Below are 21350 nucleotides of genomic sequence, written 5' to 3'. Positions count from 1 at the left end.
CCGCCGCCATGATGTCTCGTGCCCGCAAATCCCCCGTTGCCGACTGGTGGTGGAGTGTCGACCGGTTGCTGCTGTTGGCAGCCCTGTTGCTGTTGGCATTCGGCTTCTTGCTGTCACTTTCATCCAGCCCTGCGGCCACACACCGACTGCCCATCGACGATAATTTTCATTTTGTGAAACGCCATGCGGTCTTCGTGGTGCTCGCGTTTTGTGTGCTCATCGGCACATCGTTTCTCGACATTCGTAACGTGCGCCGTCTGGCATTTCTCGGCTTTGCAGGTGCTTTGCTGGTCATGCTGGCCTTGCCCTTCATGGGCTATTCGGCGAAGGGCGCAACGCGCTGGTTCGAGCTTGGTCCAATCAAGTTGCAGCCGTCGGAGTTTCTGAAGCCAACCTTCGTTATCGTCAGCGCGTTTTTGTTTTCTGAAAGCTCGAAGCGGCCTGATATTCCCTGTACAGCGATGGCGATGGGGCTTTATCTGCTCTGCGCGGGGCTTCTGATTATTCAGCCCGATTTTGGACAAACGGTTCTCGTCACCGTGGTTTGGGGCGCGATGTTCTTCATGGCCGGAATGTCCTGGCGTCTCGTCGGATTTCTTGGTGGGTTGGCCGTCGTGGGTTCCGGTGCGGCTTACACGCTGATCCCCCATGTGCGTGACCGTATCGACCGCTTCGTCACGGGCACCGGCGACACATTTCAGGTGGATCGCGGCCTTCAAGCCATCACCAACGGCGGCTGGTTGGGGCAGGGGCCGGGCGAGGGTTCCGTGAAATACGGCCTTCCTGACAGTCATACCGATTTCATTTTTTCCGTCGCTGCCGAAGAGTTCGGCATCCTGCTCGCCATGGTTCTGGTCGGCCTGTTCGCCTTCGTCGTGCTGCGCGGCTTGTGGCACGGTTTGTCGGAGCGTGACCGTTTCGTGCAACTGGCCGTGTGCGGTCTGGTGCTGCAATTTGGCGTTCAGGCCTGCATCAATCTTGCGGTCAATCTTCAGCTCATTCCTGCCAAGGGCATGACGTTGCCTTTCATCTCTTACGGTGGCTCTTCACTCATTGCGGTGGCGTTCGGCATGGGCCTCGTTTTGGCGCTGACGCGGAAGCGTGCGGAGAGCTATCGCCGGTCCGAGGCACGAACGGTCCGTCGCCCCGTGCAGCTTGCAGGAGCACCAGCGTGAGCAACTCCATACTCTTGGCCGCTGGTGGCACAGGTGGGCATCTGTTCCCTGCGCAGGCGCTCGCACAGGAACTGAAGTCGCGCGGCTGGACCGTGCATTTGGCAACGGATAAACGCGGCACCCGCTACACGAGCGCTTTTCCCGGTGAGGCGGTACACGTTGTGCCATCGGCAACGTTCGGTTCGAAGAACCCGGTCGCGATGGCAAAATCCGCATGGACGCTGTGGCAAGGGCTGCGTGCCGCTGGTCGGGTGGTGCAAGCTATCGCGCCCAAGGCTGCGATCGGCTTCGGCGGTTACCCAAGCCTGCCGCCGATGTTCGCTGCCAATCGTTCCGGTGTGCCGCTGGTGTTGCACGAGCAAAACGCTGTTCTGGGCCGTGCCAACAAATTGCTATCGGGCCGTGCTGCCGCTGTGGCTGCTGGTTTTCCGAGCGACAAGCTTCCCGCTGGCACGACGATCACGGGCAACCCGTTACGGGCCGAAATTCTCGATATACTTGCCCAAGGTGCGGCTTACGCGCCGTCTGCTGGCGACGCACCGTTTCATCTCGTGGTCATCGGTGGGTCACAAGGCGCGCAGTTTTTTGGTGATACCATTCCGGCTTCCGTTGCTGCATTGCCGGAAGCCTTCCGTCGTCGCTTACGCCTGACATTGCAGGCCCGCGAAGAGCAGGTGGACGGCGCTAAGGCGTTGTTGGATGAGGCTGGTATCACGTCAGTGGTTGCGCCGTTTTTCGACCGTATGGGCGAGCGGCTTTCTTCTGCACATCTGATGATATGCCGCGCGGGTGCTTCCACGGTGTCGGAAGTCGCGGCCATAGGTGTTCCGTCTGTTCTTGTGCCGTACCCTTTTGCGCTCGACCACGATCAGGCGGCCAACGCTGCGGAGCTAGTGGCAAATGGTGGTGGCACCATAGCGCCACAATCGACGCTGGATCGGTCCAAACTCACTGGCCTAATCGCGGCTGCCATGCAGGAACCGGACAAGCTGTCCGCGCAGTCTGCGGCAGCACGTGCGTCTGCCAAGCCACGGGCCACGCATGATTTGGCTGATCTGGTGGAAAAGGTCGCCAAAGGCGGCTAAAGCCTCTGCCGAACAGGCCATCATCGGTCCTTGAAACACTCCCAACTCGAAGGGAAACGCCCCCATGCGCATGGCGGACGATATCGGTCTTATTCATTTCATTGGCATCGGTGGCATTGGCATGTCTGCGATTGCCGAGGTGCTTCACAATCTGGGCTACTCCGTTCAGGGTTCCGACCAGAATGACGGTGCCAATGTGCAGCGATTGCAGAAAAAAGGCATCGCGGTTCATGTCGGCCACCGTGCCGAAAACCTTGGCGAAAGCCGCGTGGTGGTAACATCCACGGCAATCAAGGAAGACAATCCTGAACGCATGGAAGCCAAGGCGCGCAGCCTGCCCATCGTGCGCCGTGCTGAAATGCTGGCGGAGTTGATGCGCTTCAAACAGGCGGTCGCCGTTGGCGGCACCCACGGCAAAACCACTACTACGTCGATGGTCGGCGCGTTGCTGGAGGCGGGCGGGTTGGACCCAACTATCATCAACGGCGGCATTCTGAACGCCATCGGCACGAACGCCCGCATGGGCGATGGCGCTTGGATGGTGGCGGAGGCTGACGAAAGCGACGGCTCCTTCCTCAAATTGCCCGCCACAGTGGCGGTGGTGACGAATATCGACCCCGAGCATCTCGATCATTACAAGACGTTCGACCGTGCGAAAAAAGCCTTCCGGCGTTTTATCGAAAATCTGCCGTTCTACGGTTTCGGCGTTATGTGCATCGACCATCCTGAAGTGCAGGCGCTTGTTGCGCGGGTCGAAGATCGTCGTCTGGTGACCTATGGCAACAATCCGCAGGCCGATGTGCGCTTTCGCAACGTGCGCGCGCAGGGCGCGAAGAATATCTTCGACGTCGTCATTCAGGACCGGCGTTCGCCGGATGCTATCGAGTTGAACGATCTCGAACTGCCGATGCCCGGTATTCACAATGTGTCCAACGCCACAGCCGCGATTGCGGTGGCTTGGCAGCTTGGGGTTGGCGCACAGGAAATTCGTGATGGGCTTGCAGCCTTCAAAGGCGTGCGCCGCCGCTTCACGCATACTGGTTCGTGGAACGGCGTCGAAGTGTTCGACGACTACGCGCACCACCCCGTTGAAATCTCCGCCGTGCTGAAAGCGGCACGCTCGGCTGTTCGCTCTGGCGATGGCACGGGCGGTCGGGTGATCGCGATCAAACAGCCCCATCGCTACACGCGCCTTGATGATTTGTTCGAAGAATTTGCGGCCTGCTTCAACGATGCCGATACGGTTTATGTCGCGCCGGTCTATGCGGCGGGCGAGCAGCCTATCGATAACCGCAACGCTGCGTCATTGGCCGAAGCCATCCGCTCCAGCGGGCACCGCGACGTGCAGGCCATCGAAGGGCGCGAAGCCATTGCCGATCTTATTCGCGCCAAGGCCAAGCCCGGCGACTACGTGCTGTTTCTTGGCGCTGGCGACATTACCGGTTGGGCCCATGCGCTGCCCGATGAGTTGGCTGCAAAATGAGCGGACAAGCGATCTTGGACCGTATCGATACGTCCGCCATTCGCGGACGGCTGACGGCGGATGCACCGATGTCGAAGATCACATGGTTTCAGGTGGGTGGACCGGCAGACCTGCTGTTTCAGCCTGCCGATGAAGATGATCTTTCAACGTTCCTGAAGATGCTGCCCGCCGATGTGCCGGTGATGGTTGTGGGCATTGGCTCTAACCTGCTGGTGCGTGATGGCGGGATCGACGGCGTTGTGATCCGCCTGTCGGGCAAGGGTTTTGGTGGGATTGAGTGTGTCGGCGATACACAACTTCGCGCAGGTGCTGCAGCACCCGACAAGCGCGTTGCCGCTGCGGCGTTGGATGCGGGGCTGGGCGGTTTCGCCTTTTACCACGGTATTCCCGGCGCTATCGGCGGCGCACTTCGAATGAACGCCGGGGCCAATGGTACGGAGACGACGAACCGCGTGGTGGAGGTTTCCGCCATCGACCGGCAGGGCGAACGCCATACGCTTTCTCATGCCGATATGGGCTACGCTTATCGCCACAGTGGCGCTGCGAAAGATATCATTTTCACGTCTGCTCTGTTAGAAGGTGAGCCGGCAGATGCGGCTGACATTCGTGCTGCGATGGACGAGGTGCAGCACCATCGCGAGACCGTTCAACCCATCCGTGAGAAGACCGGTGGGTCGACCTTCAAGAACCCTGATGGTCATTCCTCATGGAAGCTCGTTGATGCTGCAGGTCTGCGCGGATTTTCCATTGGCGGCGCGCAGATGAGCGAGATGCATTGCAACTTCATGATCAACACCGGTGGAGCCACCGGCCATGATCTGGAGACGCTGGGAGAGACGGTTCGCGAGCGGGTGTTTGCCGATAGTGGGGTGCTGCTGAACTGGGAAATCAAGCGGCTTGGTCGCTTCGAAAGTGGTCGCGAAGTGGTGCCGTTTCAGCCCTAATAACGCGCGATGTGATTTGCGACTAGCACTCATGTTTCGGGTGAGGTCGTGAGTCGTTCACGTCTCGTTCTTCCGCGTTTCGAAAATAGTTAACGGTCGAGCAAAATTTTCTTCGCCTGTCGATAATTTGCAAATTCACGAGTCTTTTGAGTCCGTTGGGCAGGCTGGTTCGTGAGTTGATTCAACGCTGTAACATGAGTTGATCGGTGCAGATGCTTGATCGACCCACGACCCTGTGATTCCCCTTTGCGCGGGGAAGCCTTTGGGATCGAAAACATGAAGCACGTTGCTGTCCTGATGGGCGGATGGTCGTCGGAACGACCTGTCAGCCTGTCGACGGGCAATTCCTGCGCCGATGCGCTGGAGGCCGAAGGCTATCGCGTCACGCGCGTCGATGTTGATCGCAACGTCTCCGCCACGCTGGCCGACTTGAAGCCCGATGTCGCCTTCAACGGATTGCACGGTCCTCATGGCGAGGACGGTACGATTCAAGGCATCCTCGAATATCTCGACATTCCCTACACCCATTCCGGCGTCATGGCGTCCGCGCTTGCAATGGATAAGGAGCGGGCCAAAACCGTTGCCCGCCGTGCAGGTATTCCTGTTGCAGAAGCCAAGGTGATGCACCGGCTGGAAGCGGCTGAAAAACACGTAATGAAGCCACCCTACGTGGTGAAGCCCGTCAACGAAGGTTCCAGCTTTGGCGTGTTGATCGTCTGCGAAGACCGCTCTACGCCGCCACAGGAACTATATTCCGACGAGTGGCCATACGGTGACACAGTTATGGTGGAACGATTCATTCACGGGCGCGAACTGACATGCGCTGTCATGGGTGATGTTGCGCTGGGTGTGACCGAAATCACGGCAGCTGACGGTGGCTGGTACGATTACGATGCGAAATACGCCGAAGGTGGCTCCACGCACGTCCTTCCGGCAGAAATTTTACCAAATATTTACCAAAAAATACAAACTCTGTCGCTCAAGGCGCATGAGGCTATCGGCTGTCGCGGGGTATCGCGTTCCGACTTCCGGCTGGACGACCGCGTTAATGGAACGGGTGAACTGATCTGGCTGGAAGTAAACACCCAGCCCGGCATGACACCCACCTCTCTGCTTCCCGAATTGGCCCAACACGCGGGTCACACATTCGGTGATTTGCTGAGCTGGATGGTGGAGGACGCTTCTTGCCAACGCTGACCGCATTTGCCGGTACCTTTTCAACGTTTGCGCGTTCACTGCGCCGCATCGTCGTCGGTGATGACGAGCCCGTTGCGGTTCGTGCCGCTTTGCGTCCGCGTATGCGGGTAGCCAAACACGCGCTGGATCGTACGCCGCTGCCGCGTGCCGGTGTCGGCTCCGCTCTGGCTGTTGCTTTCATATTCGGTGGCTGGACGCTGGGTGCAGGGCAGGGTGTGACGAGTAATCCGGTGGTAGATGCTGTTGCCGGTCTTGTGGGCATGCAGGCGACCGATATTCGGATCACCGGCCAGATCGAAACATCCGAGGCCGACATCATCGCCGCTCTCGGCCTTGGCGCGAAAGGTTCGTTGATTGGCTTTGATGCCGACGAAGCCCGCGCTCGATTGATGGAACTTCCTTGGATCCGCAACGCTGCAGTTCGCAAACTCTATCCTGGCAAGCTCGCGATTGCTGTTGCCGAACGTCGTCCTGCTGCTGTGTGGCAGTTGAACGACCGGCTGACCGTGGTGGACGGGAAGGGCGCGAAAATCGCCCGCTTCGGCATCACCGATCTTTTGCAGAACCGTTTCGCGCACCTGCCGCACCTTGTGGGTGAAAACGCCTCGCTGTCTGCCGCTAAAATTCTGCCGCTGGTCGCCGATCATCCCATCATCGCAGGTCAGGTGTCGTCTTACGTGTTTATCGCGGAGCGTCGTTGGGATCTTGAATTGTCCAACGGCATGAGCGTGAAGCTGCCGGAATATGGTGCGAAAAAAGCGCTGAACCGTCTCGCCACTTTGGCCGGTGAAGACCGGTTGCTCGAGCGTGAAGTTGCCACCGTTGATCTGCGTCTATCGGACCGCATCACTTTTGCGCTGGAACCGGCGGCCGCCAAGACCCGCGCCGAACTTGTGTCCGCCCGCCTCAAGGCGATGAAAAAAGCGGACCGCAAACTATGAGCCTGTTCCGTCCATCATCGCGCAACCGCCATCCGTCTGCTGTGTCCGCATCGCAGGGCACAATCATTTCCGTGCTCGATGTCGGGTCCAGCAAGATGTGCTGCATGATTGCCAAACTGCGCCCGCAGGAAGCTGGCGGCGTGCTTCCGGGCCGCACCCATTCGGTCGAGCTTCTGGGTTTTGGTCACCAGCGTTCCGCCGGTATCAAATCCGGTACGGTCGTGGATATGGACGAAGCCGAGCGCTCGTTACGGCTGGCTGTCGATGCGGCTGAACGTTCCGCTGGTTTAACCGTCGACCAACTTATCGTCTCGGTTTCTGCCGGCCGTTTGTCGAGCGACACTTACGCATCTTCCATCCGCCTTGATGGCAATGCGGTGGATGAAACCGACGTCAATGATGTGCTGGCTGAGGTGCATGACAATTCCGGTCACGAAGGCCGTACCACGCTGCATGCCATGCCGGTGGATTATACGCTGGATGGTGCCGCTGGTATCGCTGATCCGGTCGGCCTGATCGGTGAAGAGCTTGGTGTCGCCATGACCGTCACCAGCGCCGATGACGGCCCGCTTCAGAATTTAGAGAATTGCATCAACCGCACGCATCTGTCTGTTCAGTCCATGGTGGCAGCACCTTACGCGTCCGGTCTCGCCTGCCTCGTGGCGGATGAAATGCAGATGGGGTGCGTCTGCATCGATATGGGGTCGGGTACGACGACCGTTTCGATTTTCCTCAACGGCCAGATGGTGTTTGCCGACGCCATCGCGGTCGGCGGCCAACATGTGACCATGGATATAGCCCGCACGCTTTCCACCCGCGTGGCGGATGCCGAACGCATGAAAGTGCTGCACGGCAAGGCCGTCGCCAACACGACGGATGAGGGCGAGATGCTCGCCATTCCGACGCTGAATGACGACCCCCACGTGATGCCGCAGCAGATTTCCATTGCACAACTGTCGCAGATCGTCGGGCCGCGTATCGAAGAAACGCTGGAACTGGTTCGTGACCGTATCGCCCGTTCCGGCCTCGGTGGAGCTGTGGGTCGCCGTGTCGTGCTGACAGGTGGTGCCAGCCAGCTTTCCGGCGCTGCAGATATTGCCGCCCGCGTGTTGGGCGCTGATATTCGCCTTGGTCGTCCGCTTGGTATTTCGCGTTTGCCGCAAAATGCCAAAGGCCCCGCATTCTCTTCCGCATCCGGTTTGTTGATCCATCCGCAGATCGCCGGTCGCGAATATCATCCGCGTCATTCCCGCTCCACACCACGCCTTGGCGTTGCGGGCGAAGGCGCGTTTTCCCGCATGGGCAGGTGGTTCAAAGATGCCATCTGATTTCGAATCGACAGAACCCATTCATCCACCCCCGGAGGCCGGCCTGAGTTTGCCGACTGACACCCGCGAGAGCGGGGACACCGAACAAGGCCCTCCACTTCAAGCTAGGCCATTACCGAAGGACGAAACCATGACCATCAATCTGCAGAAGCCCGAAATTACCGAACTCAAGCCCCGCATCACCGTATTCGGTGTCGGCGGTGGTGGCTGCAACGCGGTCAACAACATGATCACATCCGGCCTCGATGGCGTGGATTTCGTGGTGGCCAACACTGACGCGCAGGCGCTCTCCGCTTCCAAAGCCGAACGCATGATTCAGATGGGCGTGCAGGTGACCGAAGGTCTCGGTGCCGGTTCGCAGCCCGAAGTCGGCGCTGCTGCTGCTGAAGAATCACTCGACGAAATCAAGGACCATCTGACCGGCACTCACATGTGCTTCGTCACCGCCGGTATGGGCGGCGGCACCGGTACAGGTGCTGCACCCGTTGTGGCCCGCGCTGCCCGCGAAGCCGGTATCCTGACAGTGGGCGTTGTCACCAAGCCGTTCTCGTTTGAAGGCGCGCGCCGCATGAAACTGGCCGATGCCGGTATTGGTGAACTGCAGAAGAACGTCGACACGCTGATCGTCATTCCCAACCAGAACCTTTTCCGCGTCGCTGACGAGAAGACCACCTTTGCCGGTGCCTTTGCCATGGCCGACCAGGTTCTCTATTCGGGCGTCGCCTGCATCACCGATCTGATGGTGAAAGAAGGCCTCATCAATCTCGACTTTGCAGACGTGCGTTCCGTGATGCGCGAAATGGGCCGCGCCATGATGGGCACCGGCGAAGCATCCGGTGATGGCCGCGCGATGGCTGCTGCTGAAGCTGCGATCTCCAACCCGCTGCTGGACGAAACATCCATGGCCGGTTCGCAAGGCCTGCTGATCTCCATCACCGGCGGCAAGGACATGACCTTGTTCGAAGTCGATGAAGCTGCAACCCGCATCCGCGAAGAGGTGGATTCAGAAGCCAACATCATTCTGGGCGCAACCTTTGATGAATCGCTGGAAGGCGTCATCCGCGTGTCCGTTGTGGCAACCGGTATCGATGGTGAAAACTCCGTTGCAGGAATGCCCGATCTTCAGCGCATGAACGACGCTGCCGAGCGCCTGCGCCAGACCGTTGCACCGAAGCTGGAAGCTGCTCCTGCACCGACCGCTGAAGCTCTTGGCGTGGCACAGGTCGAAGCGGAACTGGCTCTGCCATCCGCGATCGAAATCGAGCGTCCTGCTCATTCTGAAATCGCAGCGCCGGTTACTGCCGAGATCATCGACCCGATCAGTGATGCTGAATTCCAGTCTGCGCTTGAAGCACAGATTGCAGCGCCTACACCATCTGAGCCTGTGCAACTGCCTATCGCACACCGCGATACCGCAACGCAGCAGAATCCACCTGCAGAAGAAAACGGTCCATTGGGAATGTTCCGCAAGCTGGCCAATACAATCGGCGGTCACGGTGCAACTGAACCAGCGTCTGCGCCGGCACCAGTGGCGACCCGCTCGGTTCCCGTAACGGCCCCCGCGCCAGCCCCGATTGCAGCGCCTGCTGCACCACGGGCAGACGCTTCACCTTACGCTGCACCGCGCAATGCGGGTCTCGACATTCATGGTCGTCCTGCCGCAACTGCCCGTCCGTTGGCTGAAGAAGACCAGCTGGATATCCCGGCATTTCTGCGCCGTCAGAGCAACTGACACTGCATTGAACTGACGCGATGCGGTAAAATACGCCGCCTCGACGTTAATTATTGAAAAGCCCGCGAGTCGCAAAACTCGCGGGCTTTTTCTTTTGTAATGAAGCGTGATCCGAACCTTACCGGTTCGTTAACACTTCAATGCAATTTTAACGTTTCGTGAACTCGTCAAGCTACCTCAACCCGTTGTAGTAAATGCGAAAATTCACGTGTTGCAAATATGCTGCGATGTTAACGGACGGTAAGAAAGCGTGATTTGGTCTAAAATGCGGCAATCTGTAGGTTCTGCCGCAACGCCGAAGATGGCGACTCGCAGATCACGACCCGGGGGGCACACGGGTTTCTTCCAAACTGGAAGATATCAGCAAGTCGAGACACTTCTCCGGACCGACGGTCTCATACCTCATGGTTGGGGGCCGAAACGGGCAAACAAATTTACAGCAGGGGCCAAGGCCACTGCGCCAAGGGGTTAGCATGGTATCCATGAACACAGGCAAAGCTGCAGCCAAGAAGACGCTGCAGAACACATTGGCCGGTCGCGTAGAATTCAACGGCGTGGGCGTTCACAGTGGCAAACCTGTTTCCATGTCGATCTCTCCGGCTGATGCTGGAACCGGCATTACCTTCATTCGTAGCGATCTGCCTGTTGAAGAGCAGCGCGATATTCCAGCCGACATCACGGCTGTTGCCGCAACCGACCTTTGCACCGTGCTGGGCGATCCTTCCAAAGGTGAGGGCGGCAACCACGTCAAAACCGTCGAGCACCTGATGGCCGCCTTGATCGCTATGGGCATCGACAACGCTATGATCGAAGTTGATCGCGCTGAAATTCCGGTGATGGACGGCTCCTCCGAGGTCTTTATCGAAGCTTTTGAAAACGTCGGCATCGTGGCTCAGGCCCGCACCCGTCGTTACCTGCGCGTGTTGCGCGAAGTGCGCGTCGATATGGGCGCTTCCTACGCAGTCTTTACGCCTTGCTCTGATGGTCGGGGCGACGTCACAGAATATGACATTGAAATCGACTTCGACACGCCGCTAATCGGCCGTCAGTCCTGGTCCGGTGAGCTTTCACCATCGACCTTCAAGAACGAACTTTCCCGCGCCCGTACATTCGGTTTCATGCGCGATGTCGAGAAATACTGGGCCGCCGGTTTCGCGCTCGGTTCCAGCCTTGAAAACTCCGTCGTCATTGCCGACGACCACACTGTCATTAATCCGGAAGGCCTGCGCTACGAGCAGGAATTCGTTCGCCACAAAGCGCTGGACGCCGTGGGCGATCTTGCTCTGGCCGGTGCGCCGTTCCTCGGTACCTACAAGTCCTACCGCGGTGGCCATCGTTTGAACGCTCTGGCACTGGAGAAACTTCTCTCCGATGAGGCCAATTACGAGTGGACCGACGGCGAACCTGCTTCGCAGTCTAATGGCCGTTCCGTCGGTCGCGTAGAGTTGGTTGCTGTTCGCGCTCCTGCTTACAGCGCTGATAAATCCTGATTTCTTAGGTTGCCGGTTTTTGGCCGGTATTTTTGCAACAACGCCTAACTAAGGCGTGTGCCGTTAAGCACTGCCTTGAAAATGTGCCATTCAGCGCCCAGCAGTGCGGTAGTTGCCTTGGCGTTCATGCGTGCGGGGTGTAGAATTTTGGCTGCCTGACATCTATCGTCAGGCGGAAACGCTTAAACCACTTGATGGTTGGTGTGTTGAATGGTGGGAAATATGGTTCTTCGTTCTGGATTTATCGTTGCTGCGGCTCTTGCGCTCGGCGTTGCTGGCTGCGCCAAGGACGAGGACATCAATTCCTTCGTCGACCCGACGGTGCCTGCCGATCAGACCTATAACGAAGCGCTTGCCAATCTCGATGCCGGCAACTCTTCGGAAGCGAAGAAAAAATTCGCCAAGCTGGACCGTCAGCATCCGTATTCCAACTACGCCAAAAAGGCGGGCGTCATGTCCACTTATCTGGCTTATCGCTCTGCTGAATATCCTGAAGCGATTGCCCGCGGTAAGCGCTTTGTGCAGCTGTATCCGTCGAACGCGGAAGCGCCTTATGCGCTGTATCTCGTTGGCATGTCCCACTTCCGCCAGATCAATGATGTGACGCGTGATCAGGACAGTGCGAAAGCTGCCTATCAAGCTATGAGCAACCTCGTGCAGCGCTATCCCGAGAGCGAATATGTAGAAGATGCCAAACGCAAAATGCGCATCTCGAAAGACCAGTTGGCCGGTAAAGAAATGCTGGTGGGCCGTTATTATCAGGAGCGTCGCGAATATCTCGCTTCCATCAACCGTTACCGCACCGTCGTCGAGCAATTTGAAGACACGCGCCATGTGGAAGAGGCGCTTGCCCGTCTGACCGAGAGCTACTACGCGCTGGGTCTGCAATCTGAAGCGCAAACTGCTGCTGCTGTGCTGGGCCATAACTTCCCTGACAGCCAGTGGTACAAAGACAGCTATGCACTGTTGGACAAAGGTGGCCTTCGTCCGCTTGAGAATCAGGGTTCTTGGATTTCAAAAGCTGGCCGCTTGATCACCGGCGCATAGAGCCGCGCCAAGTTTCATCTTTATTTGAAAGTCAGGCTGAACCTCGAACAGGTTTAGCCTTTGGCTTGGGATGAAGCGGAACAAACCAAAAACATATAGACGTGACGGCTGGTTTGTGGTGGCCTGACTGTCTAAGTATTCCTGTATCGTTGGGCCGCTTTATTGTGGGCCGGGCAGATGGTGAGAACGGGCATGTTGCCTGCCAAACCTGAACAACCGGCAATCCGACATTCGGCATAGTTTTCAATCGCGGTACGCCCTTCATGCTCGCAGCGCTTTCAATTCGGGACATCGTGTTGATCCGCGCACTCGACGTGGATTTTGGCGCTGGCCTTGCGGTGCTGTCAGGCGAAACCGGTGCTGGTAAATCTATTCTGTTGGACTCTCTCTCACTGGCACTCGGCGCGCGGGGCGACGGCGATCTGGTGCGGGTGGGGGCAACGCAGGGGCAGGTCTCCGCAGTTTTTGACGTACCAGCGGACCACGGTATTTTCGATACGTTGGAAGAGCATGACCTTGTTGGCGATAGCCGTAGTGAAGGCGTCATTTTGCGCCGCACGCAAAACGCTGATGGCCGCACGCGGGCGTGGATCAACGACCGTCCTGTCAGCGTCACCCAGCTTCGCGCCATCGGTCGACATCTGGTGGAAATCCACGGACAGCACGAAGAACGTGCCATGGTGGACCCAGCTGCTCACCGCGATCTGGTGGACGCTTTCGGCGGGTTGGAAGGGCAGGTTACCGAGGTTCGCGCCGCCCACGTCGATTGGCGCGACAAGTTGCGTGAGCTGAATGTGCTGAAAGCTCGCGTCGAAAAGGCTGCCCGCGATGCAGATTACCTACGCGCCAGCGTGGAAGAATTGAATGAGCTTTCCCCCAAGGAAGGCGAAGAGGAAGAGCTCGCCGGTCGCCGTCAAACCATGATGTCGGCGGAAAAAATCGCCACCGACATAAATGAAGCTTACGAGGTGCTGGCCGGCCAGGCCTCGCCGATGCCGACTTTGGTGAACGCCATGCGGAAACTGGAGCGCAAGGCAGATGCCGCGCCGGGCCTGCTGGACACCGCAATCGAGGCTTTTGGCGTGGCCATCGACGGCCTGTCGGCAGCGGAAGATTCGCTGCAACACGCGCTGCGCCTGTCGGAATTTGACCCGCGTGAGTTGGAAAGTGCCGAAGAGCGCCTGTTCGCGCTGCGTGCCGCCTCCCGCAAATATAATGTGCCGGTGGAAGGTTTGGCCTCTCACTCTGCGCAACTGTCACAGGATCTCGCTGATCTTGATGCGGGCGAGGGGCGCTTGACCGAGTTGGAGGCCGCAGCAACAGGGGCGCACAACACGGTCAAAACTCTTGCGCTCGATCTTAGCGCCGCCCGGCAAGCCGCAGGCGAACGCCTGTCTGGTCGGGTGATGGAGGAATTGCCGGCGCTGAAACTCGACCAAGCCCGGTTCTTTGTGGCCCAGACCGTGGACGCCTACGAAATCACGGCTGACGGCTGCGACACGATCGAATTTCATGTGCAGACCAACCCTGGCACACGACCTGGCGCGATGATGAAGGTCGCCTCGGGCGGCGAGCTTTCACGCTTTTTGCTGGCGTTGAAAGTGGCGCTTGCTGATCGTGGTTCGGCCCCGACCTTGGTGTTCGACGAAATCGACACTGGCGTCGGCGGTGCCGTGGCGGATGCTATCGGCGGGCGGTTGGCGCAATTGGCTGAACACGTTCAGGTGCTGTCAGTTACTCACGCACCGCAAGTCGCCGCCCGCGCCGTGGCGCATTTGTTGATCTCGAAAGCCAAATCGGAAGGAAGTGGTGATGCCGTGGAAACCAAGGTTGAGCCCATCGACGGCGATGCCCGATTGGAAGAAATCGCCCGCATGCTATCCGGTGCCGAAGTGACCGACGAAGCCCGCGCTGCTGCTGCCAGATTGCTTGCATCATGAGCGGTGAGCCGATCCGTGAGATCGTGCCGCGCAAACTGACCGACGAGCAGGCAGCAGAAGAACTGGCCGCGTTGGCATCGGAAATCGCCGAGCATGATGCCCGCTATCACAACGATGATGCGCCAACGATCAGCGACGGTGCTTACGATACACTTCGGAAGCGAAACACTGCAATCGAGGAGCGTTTTCCCGATCTGGTGAGGGAGGATTCGCCATCCAATAACGTCGGCTCTCCGGTGCAGAGCAAGTTCGACAAGATCACCCACAAGGTGCCGATGCTGTCTTTGGACAATGCGTTCGACGATGGCGATGTGGCTGATTTTTCCGCGTCTGTGCGACGATTTTTGAACTGGAAAGAGGGCGACCCGCTAACGTTTACGGCGGAACCGAAGATCGATGGATTGTCGCTGGCGCTGCGTTATGAACGCGGCGAACTCGTATCCGCCGCAACGCGGGGCGACGGGCAGGTGGGGGAAAACGTCACCGCAAACGCCCGCACGGTGAAGGACATTCCGCGCAAATTGTCAGGCGGTAACGTGCCGGACATCGTGGAAATTCGTGGCGAGGTTTACATCGGCAAAGCGGATTTTGCTGCGCTGAATGTCGAGATGGAAGCTGCGGGTAAGCAGCTTTACGTCAATCCGCGCAACACGGCAGCGGGTTCGTTGCGCCAGTTGGACAGCCGCATCACCGCATCGCGGCCCTTGAAATTTTTCGCCTATGCTTGGGGGGAAATGAGCAAACTGCCTGCCGATACGCAATTTGCGATGATCGAACAGATGGCGGCGTGGGGGTTCTCCACCAACCCACTGACAGCGCGATTGGAAAGTGTAGAGGCGCTGGTCGCCCATTACCGCACGATAGAAGAGTCGCGTGCGGGGCTCGATTACGATATCGATGGCGTTGTCTATAAGGTCGATGATCTCGGCTTGCAGGGTCGCCTTGGTTTTGCATCCCGCGTTCCGCGCTGGGCTATCGCGCATAAATTTCCGGCGGAACTGGCCACCACAATTCTGCGCGAAATCGAAATCCAGATCGGTCGTACTGGCGCGCTTTCGCCCGTCGCGCGGCTCGATCCCGTCACCGTCGGCGGCGTGGTGGTGTCCAATGCCACGCTGCACAACGAAGACTATATCGCAGGTGTCGGTTCAAATGGAGAGCCCATTCGCGAAGGCCGCGACCTGCGTATCGGCGACACGGTGACGATTTTTCGCGCAGGCGACGTCATTCCCAAAGTCATGGATGTCGATCTGTCGAAGCGCACGGCAAAGGAGCCGTTTGAGTTTCCGACCGTTTGCCCGGCCTGCGGAAGTCCTGCCGTGCGGCCCATCGATGAGAAGACTGGACGGGCGGACTCCGTACGCCGCTGCACCGGTGGTTTCATATGCCCTGCGCAAGCTGTCGAAGGTATAAAGCACTTCGTGTCGCGCAATGCGTTCGACATCGATGGTTTTGGCGACAAGCAGGCCGAGCTGTTTCACGAGTTGGGAATGGTGATGAACCCTGCCGATATTTTCACGCTGCGAGAGCGCGACAAGCGTTCGCTAAAGCGGCTGGAAAATCGTGATGGTTACGGGAAGACCAGCGCCAACAAGCTGTTCGATGCCATTGACGATCGCCGCAAAATCGACCTGCACCGCTTTATCTTTGCGCTGGGTATTCGCCATGTCGGCGAGGGCAATGCAAAGCTGCTGGCACGCCACTATCGTGATGCGGATACGCTACTTGCTGCCATTGATGCGGCGCAGGATCGCGAAGGCGAGGCTTGGGTGGAGATGCTCGACATCGATGGTTTTGGCGAAACTGCCGCCACAGCTCTACTGGATTTCATGGCCGATCCGAACCGCCGTGGCGTGGTCGATGCCTTGCTTACAGAAGTGACGCCGAACCCTGTCGAACAGGTCGCGTCATCCTCGCCCATTGCGGGCAAAACAATCGTATTCACCGGTACGTTGGAACAGACGACTCGCAGCGAAGCCAAGGCCGTGGCGGAGCGCTTGGGTGCGAAAGTTTCCGGTTCGGTATCGGCCAAGACAGACCTGTTGGTTGCGGGTGAAAAGGCTGGATCGAAACTGAAGAAAGCCGCTGAACTTGGTGTCGATACGCTGGACGAGCAGGGTTGGCTCGATCTTGTTGCGAGTGCTTAGGATGATTTCATGAGGTTGGGGCGAAACGGTACGGATGCCGAGAACGATCCGCGTATCGAAGTGCAGGCAGAACTCGCGCGTAGAGAGAAACTGGTGTGGGCAGACCGCCCGCGTCGCTTGCGGTCACATGTGATGGCAACGTTACCGATCTTCCTCTTTGGCATACCCTTCTTCGCGTTTGCCGTTTTCTGGACGGCTGCTGCAGCAGGGTTCGACACACCCTCATCCTCTGATCCGTTCTCGATGATTTTCCCGCTTTTCGGCGTGCCCTTCATCCTCGTTGGCCTTGGCTTGTTGTCCAGTCCAATATGGGCGCTGCATAAGGCTCGAAAGACAATTTACGGGCTAACGGAAGATCGTGCGATCGTTATCACGCATGGCTTCAGCCGCAGTGTGAAGTCTTACAATATCGCCGATATTTCCCGATTAGAACGCATCATGCATGGCGATCAGTTCGGCGATCTTGTGTTCGGTGAAGAGCGGCGGCGCGGTAAGAAGGGGCGCACAATAACAACCAAGATAGGGTTTTACGGCATCTACGATCCCAAACGGCTCGAGGAAACGATGCGTGATCTCATGCGGGATGAGACATGAGCATTGCTCCTGCGCCTTCAGAGCGCGCTGAATTTATGGAAGGCGTTCGCGACAGCGCGCCATTCGTTTTATCGGTCTTTCCGTTCGGTCTTGTGGTGGGTGCACTTGCGATAAAAAGCGGCGGCGGTGCGGTGGAAGCGATGCTGCAAAGCGTTTTGTTTTTCGCTGGTGCCAGCCAGATCGTCATGTGGGAACTCTACGGGCTGTCGTCGCCATTATGGGTGATTGCGCTTGCTGTTTTTGCCGTGAATTTCCGTCTCGTGCTGTATTCTGCAGCCATTGGCCGCAAGCTTGAGCCATTACCCAAACGCAAGATGGTGGGCGCACTGTTCCTGCTCCAAGACCTGTCATTAGCTGTCGGTCTGCGCCGCGCGGATGAAGTTGGGCGTCTCAGCTGGGGTTACCATATGGGGCTCGCTTCGGTGCTGTATGTCGTGTGGCTGGCGGCGACGGCGGTGGGTATCGGGTTTGGTTCGTTGATCACCGACCCCAAGGCTATTGGCCTCGATATGTTGGTGCCGATTTACTTCATGCTGCTGGTCATGAATTTTCGCACCAAGCCAAATGCGGCTGCGATCTGCGGAACGAGCGCTGTTATGTGCGCGCTGGTCTATTACGCCTTGGGTTCGCCGTATCACATCGCTGCTGGTGGCATTGCCGGTATGGCTTTGGCTGCGATGCTGGCGAAACCTACGGTATCCGATGCGGAGGCTGCGGATGTTTGAGCAGCTGGATTGGTATCTGATGCTTGTCGTGTTGGTGGGCAGTGCGGTGACTTTGGTCAATCGCCTTGCGGGCCACTATATTCTGGCGCGTTTCGAACCTATTCCCTACCGCGTGGAAGCGGCGCTGGAAGCTGTGCCTGTCGCCGTGATGACAACTCTTGTGGTTCCCGCTGCAATCAACGGCGCTTTTCCGGAATGGGTCGCCCTAGCGGTGGCATTCGTGCTGGGGCTTCGCCTGCATTTCCTCATCGCGGTGTTGGGCGGTATCACGGTTTTGTTGCTCATGCGGCAGGCCGGACTTTAGGCATTTCGTTCAAACTGGGCGGGTGGCCTCGCGCAGCCAGCCTCTCACATCGCTTGAAACGCCTGAAGATAGCTCGTCGAAAACGCGGGCGTGATAGCTGTTCAACCATGCTGTTTCCGCCCCTGTCAGCAGGTCGACATCTACCAACCGCAGGTCGATAGGGGCGAAGGTTAGCGTCTCGAAACCGAGCATCGGTTGATCGCCGCCGGACACATGGTCTGCGTTATGCACCAACACTAAATTTTCAATACGGATGCCGAACTCACCCTCGCGGTAGTAGCCCGGTTCGTTCGATACGATCATGCCAGGCTTGAACGGCTCCATGCCACGTTTGGAAATGTTCTGTGGCCCTTCGTGGACCGATAGATATGAACCGATGCCGTGGCCGGTGCCGTGGCCGTAATCCATGCCAGCTTGCCACAAAGCGATGCGGGCGAGGCCGTCGATATCGACACCGCGTGTGCCAATGGGAAAACGTGCCATGGCGATTGCGATATGGCCCTTCAACACCAATGTGAAGGCGCGTACCGCATCTGCCGGCGGTGCACCGATGGCGACGGTGCGTGTGATGTCAGTTGTGCCGCAGTCGTATTGTCCGCCGGAATCCACAAGGTAAAGCTCGCCTGTCTGCAACGTTCGGTTGGTAGTTTCATCAACACGGTAATGGACGATTGCGCCGTGGGGGCCACTGCCGGAAATCGTATCAAAGGAGATGTCGCGCAGTTCCAATCCCGAGGCTTCGCCTTGCTCGCGGCGGAAATTTTCCAGTCGCGCGGCCGCCTCTATTTCATCGACGGATCCGTGGGATTGCCCGTCCAACCAGTGCAGAAAGGCGCACATGGCGATGCCGTCTTGGATGTGAGCGCGGCGGGAGCCTTTGATCTCGGCTTCGTTCTTGATGGCGCGGGGCAGAATAACGGGGTCGCGCGCTGCGATAACGGTACCGCCGCCGCCTTCTACAATCGTGGTCAGCGCAACAGAAGCTGAGTCCGGATCGAGCATGACCGTGCGGCCATCACTAAAGGTGGCCAATTCTGCATCCAATGTTTCGGGCGCTCGAAGATCTGCGACTTGGGTGAGAAACGCGCGCACTTCAATGTCGAGTTTTGCCTCGTCGATGAACAGCAGCGGTTCGTGTCCTGCCCGCAAGAGGGCATGGGCGAGCACAAGCGGGGTGTGGGCAACATCTGTGCCGCGAATGTTGAACAGCCACGATACTGACGTTGGATCGCTGATGAGGCAGCCATCGGCTCCATTGGTGGCCATGGTCGCTTCCAACTCTTCCAGCTTGTTGCGTGTCGTGCGTCCTGCCAGTTTAAAATCGTGGATGTGGACGGCACCGGCAGGTGGAGCGGGCTGGTCGTGCCATACGGCGTCCAGCGGGTTTTGAGTAAGCGGCTTGATGGTTGCGCCGGCTTTCTTAGCTGCGCTTTCAAGTTTGGCGAATTCGCGTGCGCCATGCAGCCACGGGTCGATGCCGATCACGGTGCCGCTTTCAATGTGGGATGAAACCCATGCAGGCAAATCGGTTTCAGTGTTCAGTACAACGCCCCAGTGGTCTGGGTCGGTCTGCTGCCCGGCTTGTAGGGTGTAGCGACCATCCGTCAGCAAGGCGGCACGGTTTTGTGTGATGATGGCGCTGCCTGCGGAGCCGGTGAAGCCTGAAATCCAAGCTAGGCGCTCTGCTTCGGCAGGCAGGTATTCGTTGTTCTGTGCATCGCGGTGGGGAACAATAAAGGCGTCGCAGTCGTGACGCTCCAACTCGCCGCGCAGAGCATTCAATCGATCGGCACCGCGCACCGGTTCACGAGCGGCTGTGAAGTTTTGAAACATGGGGCACCGGCGGTTCGAATTGTCTTGCGTCACCTATAGCCCATCAATGCGCTTCGTCACATCGGGCTATGTAACGGCTTGCTACAACAGGTTAATTGGTTCCTTGTTTTGCCATGCGTTTGGTGCATGGCAGAGATACGTCAGCCCCTCTTACAAATCTCGGCGTAAAACCTATTTCTAACTCATCGGACGAACACATCGGGTGAACGTCCTGGATGACAAGGATAAGACCATGGGCCTGCGTAACGCTTTCGACAAAATGATCATTGCTCGTGAGAAACAGGCTCGTCGCTACGTAGCCGGCGCTCTCCTGAACATGGATGACGAGACGCTGAAACGCGCTGGTCTGACCCGCGACGCACTGCGCCGTCAGGGCCCATCCAACTATCCGTTCTAAGCTTTAGATCCAGACGTTTTTCAAACGGGCGTGCCGCGCAAGCGGTGCGCCCGTTTCGCGTTTGGTACTTAAGCTTTGCGCATTAGCAGCGTTAGCCAGCCGTTGTGGATCAGCGCTTCATCAAAGACCAAACCTTGCGAACGATAGCGCGCGACAAGCCGTGTTTTTTGGTGCGGTAACAGGCCTGACAAAATGACGTGTGCGCCTGAGTTTAAGTGCTGAACCATCGGCTTGGCCAGTTGCTGAAGCGGGCCTGCCAAAATGTTGGCAAAGACCAGGTCGACATCACCAAAACGGGCAAAGCAAGGGTGCTCGAAACCCGTGGCGGTTTCGCATATCACGTCGCTGGCGACGCCGTTCAAACGGCAATTGTCGCGGGCAACATCGGTCGCAACCGGGTCAATATCTGTTGCGAGAACAGGAATGCGCAGTGCTTTTGCCAACGCTATGGCCAGCACGCCGGAGCCTGTTCCCACGTCCAGCGCGGATCGCAAGCGTAGCGGGCGGGAGCTTGATCGGCGCAGGCATTTTTCCAGCATCATCAGACAACCGGCGGTCGTGCCGTGGTGGCCCGTTCCGAAGGCGAGACCGGCATCGACCTGCACAGTGATCGGGCGGTTGGCGACGGCTGCGGCATCGTGGCCGCCATGTACGGTGAAGCGCCCTGCATGGACGGGAGCTAGGTCGCGCAGCGTTTCGCTTACCCAGTCTGTGATGGTTATTTCTTCGCGCAGCAGTTCGCTTGCAGGGGCGTTTTCGCCCAAAGCGTCAGCAACCAAACCGCGCACGCGGGTCTCGTCGTCAGCTTCGCAATAGATGCCGTATTGCCAATTGTCCGTGTCGTCCGGGTCTTCAAAAAGCGCGGTGGTCAGCACCTCTTCTTCAAAGACAGGATCGAGCACTTCGGCCAACGCGAATGCGTCAGCGCGCAGCGTGATGAAATAGAGGCGGATCGATGGTTCGGATGATTGTTCTGGCATGGCGATCG

At 58.2% G+C, this 21350-nt stretch carries 18 protein-coding genes; 16 read left to right on the top strand and 2 right to left on the bottom strand.

The window, feature by feature from the left end; translation table 11 throughout:
• The first annotated feature begins 8 nt into the window (after nt 1–8).
• From R2A130_RS05225 to R2A130_RS05155, 15 genes are all read left to right on the top strand, one after another.
• Nucleotides 9–1175, top strand: coding sequence for an FtsW/RodA/SpoVE family cell cycle protein (locus R2A130_RS05225; protein WP_040304667.1), 1167 nt, complete (start codon nt 9–11; stop codon nt 1173–1175).
• Complete coding sequence (gene murG / locus R2A130_RS05220; RefSeq protein ID WP_009757732.1) at nt 1172–2260, top strand: undecaprenyldiphospho-muramoylpentapeptide beta-N-acetylglucosaminyltransferase; 1089 nt, start codon at nt 1172–1174, stop codon at nt 2258–2260. Before R2A130_RS05225 ends, murG begins: the two co-directional genes overlap by 4 nt.
• A 64-nt stretch (nt 2261–2324) precedes the next feature.
• A complete protein-coding gene (gene murC / locus R2A130_RS05215) occupies nt 2325–3743 on the top strand; it encodes a UDP-N-acetylmuramate--L-alanine ligase (protein WP_009757731.1) in 1419 nt (472 codons plus the stop codon).
• The gene (gene murB / locus R2A130_RS05210; RefSeq protein ID WP_009757730.1) at nt 3740–4687 is read left to right on the top strand and encodes a UDP-N-acetylmuramate dehydrogenase; all 948 of its coding nucleotides are present in this window, start codon (nt 3740–3742) and stop codon (nt 4685–4687) included. Before murC ends, murB begins: the two co-directional genes overlap by 4 nt.
• A 276-nt stretch (nt 4688–4963) precedes the next feature.
• Entirely contained in the window at nt 4964–5884 is a 921-nt protein-coding gene (locus R2A130_RS05205) for a D-alanine--D-alanine ligase (protein WP_040304666.1), read from the top strand.
• Nucleotides 5872–6825 carry a cell division protein FtsQ/DivIB gene (locus R2A130_RS05200; protein ID WP_009757728.1) on the top strand — a complete coding sequence of 318 codons (954 nt, stop codon included), beginning with the start codon at nt 5872–5874 and terminating at the stop codon, nt 6823–6825. Before R2A130_RS05205 ends, R2A130_RS05200 begins: the two co-directional genes overlap by 13 nt.
• Nucleotides 6822–8153 (top strand): cell division protein FtsA, encoded by a 1332-nt coding sequence (gene ftsA, locus R2A130_RS05195; RefSeq protein ID WP_009757727.1) that lies wholly within the window; start codon nt 6822–6824, stop codon nt 8151–8153. The genes R2A130_RS05200 and ftsA overlap by 4 nt, the downstream gene beginning before the upstream one ends.
• 130 nt (nt 8154–8283) lie before the next feature.
• Nucleotides 8284–9885: a cell division protein FtsZ gene (gene ftsZ, locus R2A130_RS05190; protein ID WP_009757726.1), complete on the top strand. Its 1602-nt coding sequence runs from the start codon at nt 8284–8286 to the stop codon at nt 9883–9885.
• A gap of 473 nt (nt 9886–10358) precedes the next feature.
• Nucleotides 10359–11375: a UDP-3-O-acyl-N-acetylglucosamine deacetylase gene (lpxC, locus tag R2A130_RS05185; protein ID WP_009757725.1), complete on the top strand. Its 1017-nt coding sequence runs from the start codon at nt 10359–10361 to the stop codon at nt 11373–11375.
• Between the two features lie 222 nt (nt 11376–11597).
• Nucleotides 11598–12422, top strand: coding sequence for an outer membrane protein assembly factor BamD (locus R2A130_RS05180; protein WP_198008610.1), 825 nt, complete (start codon nt 11598–11600; stop codon nt 12420–12422).
• A gap of 263 nt (nt 12423–12685) precedes the next feature.
• A complete protein-coding gene (gene recN, locus R2A130_RS05175) occupies nt 12686–14362 on the top strand; it encodes a DNA repair protein RecN (RefSeq protein ID WP_009757723.1) in 1677 nt (558 codons plus the stop codon).
• The gene (ligA, locus tag R2A130_RS05170; RefSeq protein ID WP_009757722.1) at nt 14359–16509 is read left to right on the top strand and encodes an NAD-dependent DNA ligase LigA; all 2151 of its coding nucleotides are present in this window, start codon (nt 14359–14361) and stop codon (nt 16507–16509) included. The genes recN and ligA overlap by 4 nt, the downstream gene beginning before the upstream one ends.
• Before the next feature lie 9 nt (nt 16510–16518).
• Complete coding sequence (locus R2A130_RS17430; protein WP_009757721.1) at nt 16519–17103, top strand: hypothetical protein; 585 nt, start codon at nt 16519–16521, stop codon at nt 17101–17103.
• On the top strand, nt 17100–17828 hold the full coding sequence (locus tag R2A130_RS05160) for an AzlC family ABC transporter permease (protein ID WP_009757720.1): 729 nt from the start codon (nt 17100–17102) through the stop codon (nt 17826–17828). The genes R2A130_RS17430 and R2A130_RS05160 overlap by 4 nt, the downstream gene beginning before the upstream one ends.
• On the top strand, nt 17821–18132 hold the full coding sequence (locus R2A130_RS05155; protein WP_009757719.1) for an AzlD family protein: 312 nt from the start codon (nt 17821–17823) through the stop codon (nt 18130–18132). The genes R2A130_RS05160 and R2A130_RS05155 overlap by 8 nt, the downstream gene beginning before the upstream one ends.
• A 9-nt stretch (nt 18133–18141) precedes the next feature.
• On the opposite strand, the gene R2A130_RS05150 is transcribed toward R2A130_RS05155, so the two are convergent.
• The gene (locus tag R2A130_RS05150) at nt 18142–19965 is read right to left on the bottom strand and encodes an aminopeptidase P family protein (RefSeq protein WP_009757718.1); all 1824 of its coding nucleotides are present in this window, start codon (nt 19963–19965) and stop codon (nt 18142–18144) included.
• Between the two features lie 232 nt (nt 19966–20197).
• Between R2A130_RS05150 and R2A130_RS18650 the strand changes: the two genes are divergently transcribed.
• A complete protein-coding gene (locus R2A130_RS18650) occupies nt 20198–20362 on the top strand; it encodes a hypothetical protein (protein ID WP_009757717.1) in 165 nt (54 codons plus the stop codon).
• Between the two features lie 68 nt (nt 20363–20430).
• On the opposite strand, the gene R2A130_RS05140 is transcribed toward R2A130_RS18650, so the two are convergent.
• The gene (locus R2A130_RS05140; RefSeq protein WP_040305053.1) at nt 20431–21342 is read right to left on the bottom strand and encodes a 50S ribosomal protein L11 methyltransferase; all 912 of its coding nucleotides are present in this window, start codon (nt 21340–21342) and stop codon (nt 20431–20433) included.
• Nucleotides 21343–21350 lie beyond the last annotated feature (8 nt).

This window comes from Ahrensia sp. R2A130 (genome assembly GCF_000179775.1).
GTDB lineage: Bacteria > Pseudomonadota > Alphaproteobacteria > Rhizobiales > Rhizobiaceae > Pseudahrensia.
Note: the sequence above shows the minus strand (reverse complement) of the source record. Positions and strands in the feature narration are given on the sequence as shown.